Origin of the sequence: Kytococcus sp. HMSC28H12 (assembly GCF_001816045.1) — a bacterium.
In the GTDB taxonomy this organism is placed as follows: Bacteria; Actinomycetota; Actinomycetes; order Actinomycetales; family Dermatophilaceae; genus Kytococcus; species Kytococcus schroeteri.
This window is the reverse complement of sequence record NZ_KV824406.1, coordinates 1-3,823: the sequence shown is the minus strand read 5'-3', so window position 1 is coordinate 3,823 and position 3,823 is coordinate 1. Positions and strand designations below refer to the sequence as shown.

Sequence of the window (3,823 nt, the reverse complement as noted above, 5' to 3'; positions counted from 1 at the left end):
CGGGGAGGTGCGGCCCAGCCAGGTGGACACCGCCTCGCCCCGCTCCCCTGCCGCCGCGGCGGCGTCCACCAGCCCGATGGCGCGCGGGTACGCCCGCCGCAGGCGCGGCATGAGGGCGCCGGCCTCGCCGGTGGTGGATCCGTACATCGCGCCGAGCATGGCCACCTTGGCGTGGTCGCGGGTGTCCACCACCCCGTCGTCCACGAGCGCGGCGTAGAGGTCACCGGCAGCTCCGGCCTCGGCCATCGCCGCGTCGCCGGCCATCGCGGCCAGGACGCGCGGCTCCAGCTGGGCGGCGTCGGCCACCACGAGACGCCACCCGGCATCGGCGCGCACGGCCGAGCGGATCTGCCGGGGCAGCTGCAGGGCCCCTCCCCCGCGGCTGGCCCACCGACCGGTCACCACACCACCGGCCACCCAGTCGGGGCGGAAGCGCTCCTCGCGCACCCAGTGACGCATCCACGCCCACCCGTTGGCGGTGTGCAGGCGGCTGAGCGCCTTGTACTCCAGCAACGGCTCGATGACAGGGTGGTCGATCCCGCGCAGCTCCCACTTGCGGGTGCTCGCCACGTCGAGCCCGGCCCGGCGCAGCGCGGTCACCAGGGTGGGGGCGGAGTCCGGGTTGAGGCCGGGCGCCCCGAGCAGATCACGGATCCGCTCCACGAGCGCGGCCATGCGGGCCGGGCGACCACCGTGCCGGTCGCGCTCCCCCAGCAGGGCGGTGAGCTGGGCGTCGTGGACGGCGGTGCTGAACGGCACCCCGGCGTGGTTGAGTTCCTGGGCGATGAGGCCGCCGGTGGACTCCGCGTGGCACAGCAGCGCCAGCCCGCCCCCGTTGCGCGCATCGGCCAGGGCCTCGCGCTGCGCCAGGTGCTCGGCCAGGCACTCCTCGATGCCGGGTCCGTCCCCGGCCACGTCGAAGAGCGTCTCGTCGGTGTCCACCGGCTGTGCAGGGACCAGGGCCGCCTCGGCGCGCTGCGCGTCCCACTCCGTGGAGGGGGCCGCGGCGTACGGCGTGTGCGCCACCGCCCGCGCCCGGCGCAGCAGGGCCCGCTGCAGGCCCAGGTCCACACCCCGGCGCACCCGGACGCCGGCCTCGAGCAGAGGGAGGTAGGTGGCCGCGGAGTCGGCCCACACCCAGCGCGGGGTGTCGTCCCCGGCGGTCTCGGCCACGGACTCGCGCGCCTGCACCCAGGCCGGCAGGTCCGCCCAGGGCACCGACCACCGCTCCCCCGCCTCGCCGTCGGTGACGGCCACCACCTCGACGCGGTCGCCGGTGCGCGCCACGACGAGGTCCACGACTCAGCGCTTGCCCACGAACCAGCGGCGGATGGTCTCGATGCGCTGCGTGACCTGCTCCTGGGTGGCGGTCTCCAGGGCGGGCCCGCCGCACTGGCGGCGCAGGTCCATGTGCACGTTGGCGTGCGGCACGCCCTTCTTCTGCGCGTAGGCGCTCACCAGCTTGTTGAGCTCCTTGCGGGAGGCCTGCAGGGCCCGGTGCGCGGCGATCGGCTGCTCGCTCTGCTCCTTCTGGGCCTTCCTGCCGCGCGCCGCCTGCTTGGCCTGGCGCTCGCGCAGCAGCTGCGTCATCTGCTCGGGCTCCAGCAGCCCGGGCAGGCCCAGGTACTCGGCCTCGTCCTCGCTGGCCACCTCCGAGCCCATGCCCCACTGCTGGGCGTCGAAGAGCACGTGGTCGAACTCCGCGGAGGACTCCAGCGCCTCGTAGCCCGGACCGAGCTCGTCGCTGAGGCGCTCGGACTGGTTGGCCCGGGCCAGCTCATCCTCCTCCGGCGCCCAGATGGCGTCCTCGCCGGAGGGGCCGGGGCGGTCCAGCGCGTGGTCGCGCTCGGCCTCGAGCTCAGCGGCCAGCGCCAGGACGGGCGTCACCGAGGGGAGGAAGATGCTGGCCGTCTCACCGCGCTTGCGGGTGCGCACGAAGCGCCCCACCGCCTGGGCGAAGAAGAGCGGCGTCTGCGTGCTCGTGGCGTAGACGCCCACGCACAGGCGCGGCACGTCCACTCCCTCGGAGACCATGCGTACCGCCACCAGCCAGCGGGAGTCGCCCTTGCTGTACTCCTCGATGCGGGAGCTCGCCCCGGCGTCGTCGGAGAGCACCACGGTGGGCTTCTCCCCGGTGAGGGCCTCCAGGTGGCGCGCGTAGGCCCGTGCGTTCTTCTGGTTGCTCGCGATGACCAGGCCGCCGGCGTCGGGCACGTGACGGCGCACCTCGGTGAGGCGCTTGTCGGCGGCACCGAGCACCGCGGGCACCCACTCGCCCTCGGGGTCCAGCGCGGTGCGCCAGGCCTGGGCGGTGAGGTCCTTGGTGAGCGGCTCGCCGAGCCGGGCGGCCATCTCGTCGCCGGCCTTGGTGCGCCACTTCATGGCACCGCCGTAGGCCATGAAGAGCACCGGGCGCACCACGCCGTCGGTGAGCGCGTTGCGGTAGCCGTACGCGTAGTCGCTGGACGACCGGCGGATGCCGTCGGCCCCCTCCTCGTAGCGGACGAAGGGGATGGGGTTGGTGTCCGAGCGGAAGGGCGTACCGGTCAGCGAGAGGCGCCGCTCGGCGGGCGTGAACGCCTGTCGGATGGCGTCGCCCCAGCTGCGTGCGTCACCGCCGTGGTGGATCTCGTCCAGGATCACCAAGGTGCGGGCCTCCTTGGTGCGCTGCTCGTGGAGGTCCGGGTCGGCGGCGATGCCGGCGTAGGTCATGGCGATGCCGTGGTAGTCGGCGCTGTGGGCCCGCTGGCTGTTGGTGAAGCGAGGGTCCAGGTGGATGCCCACGCGGGCGGCGGCATCGGCCCACTGGGTCTTGAGGTGCTCGGTGGGCGCCACCACGGTGATCTGGGTGACGGCCCCCTCGGCCAGCAGGTCGGCGGCCACCTTCAGGGCGAAGGTGGTCTTGCCGGCGCCCGGCGTGGCGACCGCGAGGAAGTCACGGCCGCCGGCGGCGACGGTCTGCCGGTAGGCCTCGAGGGCCTCGGCCTGCCACGCACGCAGCTTGGGGGCGGTGCCCCAGGCGGCGCGGGCGGGATAGGAGGGAGAGAGGTGGTCGGCTGCGGAGGTGCTCATCGACCGCCGGGCTCAGCTGCCGAAGCCCGCGCCGGAGCCACCCTGGCCGGAGCCCGAGCCGCCGTCCCCGCCGTCCTGCGGGTCACGCAGGCCCTCGTAGATCTCCTTGCAGACCGGGCAGACCGGGAAACGGTCCGGATTGCGGCCGGGCACCCAGATCTTGCCGCACAGGGCGGTGACGGGCTCGCCGCTCATGGCGCTCTCGAGGATCTTCTCCTTGCGCACGTAGTGGCTGAAGCGCTCGTGGTCGCCCGGCTCCATGGGAGCCGTCTGCTGCTCGGTGCGCTCCAGCAGACCCGTGGAGGTACCCGGGGAGGACAGGCCGCCCGGGTCGTCGGGCGTGCCCGGGTCCATCGGCTGGCTCATGGCCACCACCTCGGTGAGGGTGGTGGAGGCGTCCTGCGAGGGGGTCCGGGAGGTCCAAGGCATGTCGCCCATCGTACTGCCGGCCACCGACCGTCGGGCCGTCAGCACACGCACAGCGCCCCGACGGCCGGAGCCGTCGGGGCGCTGTCAGCAGGTGCTCGGTGCGGGGTGCGTGTCAGTCCTCGCGGCGGCCGCGGTGACCGCCGCCCCGGGAGCCGCCGCGGGAGCTGCCCTCACGACGGTCGCTGCCACCGCGGTAGCCACCCTGTCCGCGGTCGTCCCGACGGCCCCGGTACCCGCCGCCGTCGCGGTCGCGGTACCCACCTCGGCGGTCGTCGCCACCGCGGTAGCCACCCTGGCGGCCACGGCCGCCGAAGCCGCCACG

The 3,823-nt window shown here is 74.7% G+C and carries 4 protein-coding genes; all 4 read right to left on the bottom strand.

The window, feature by feature from the left end:
- Positions 1-1,299: bifunctional 3'-5' exonuclease/DNA polymerase (locus HMPREF3099_RS05240; protein ID WP_070704921.1), on the bottom strand; the 1,299-nt coding region annotated here is incomplete at its 3' end.
- Positions 1,300-1,302: 3 nt separating this feature from the next.
- Positions 1,303-3,072, bottom strand: a complete 1,770-nt coding sequence (locus HMPREF3099_RS05235; RefSeq protein ID WP_070704918.1) for a DEAD/DEAH box helicase — start codon at positions 3,070-3,072, stop codon at positions 1,303-1,305.
- A gap of 12 nt (positions 3,073-3,084) precedes the next feature.
- Positions 3,085-3,501, bottom strand: a complete 417-nt coding sequence (locus HMPREF3099_RS05230; protein ID WP_083323516.1) for a DUF3039 domain-containing protein — start codon at positions 3,499-3,501, stop codon at positions 3,085-3,087.
- 112 nt (positions 3,502-3,613) lie between these two features.
- A partial coding sequence (locus HMPREF3099_RS13380; protein ID WP_237769752.1) for a hypothetical protein occupies positions 3,614-3,823 on the bottom strand: 210 nt, incomplete at its 5' end.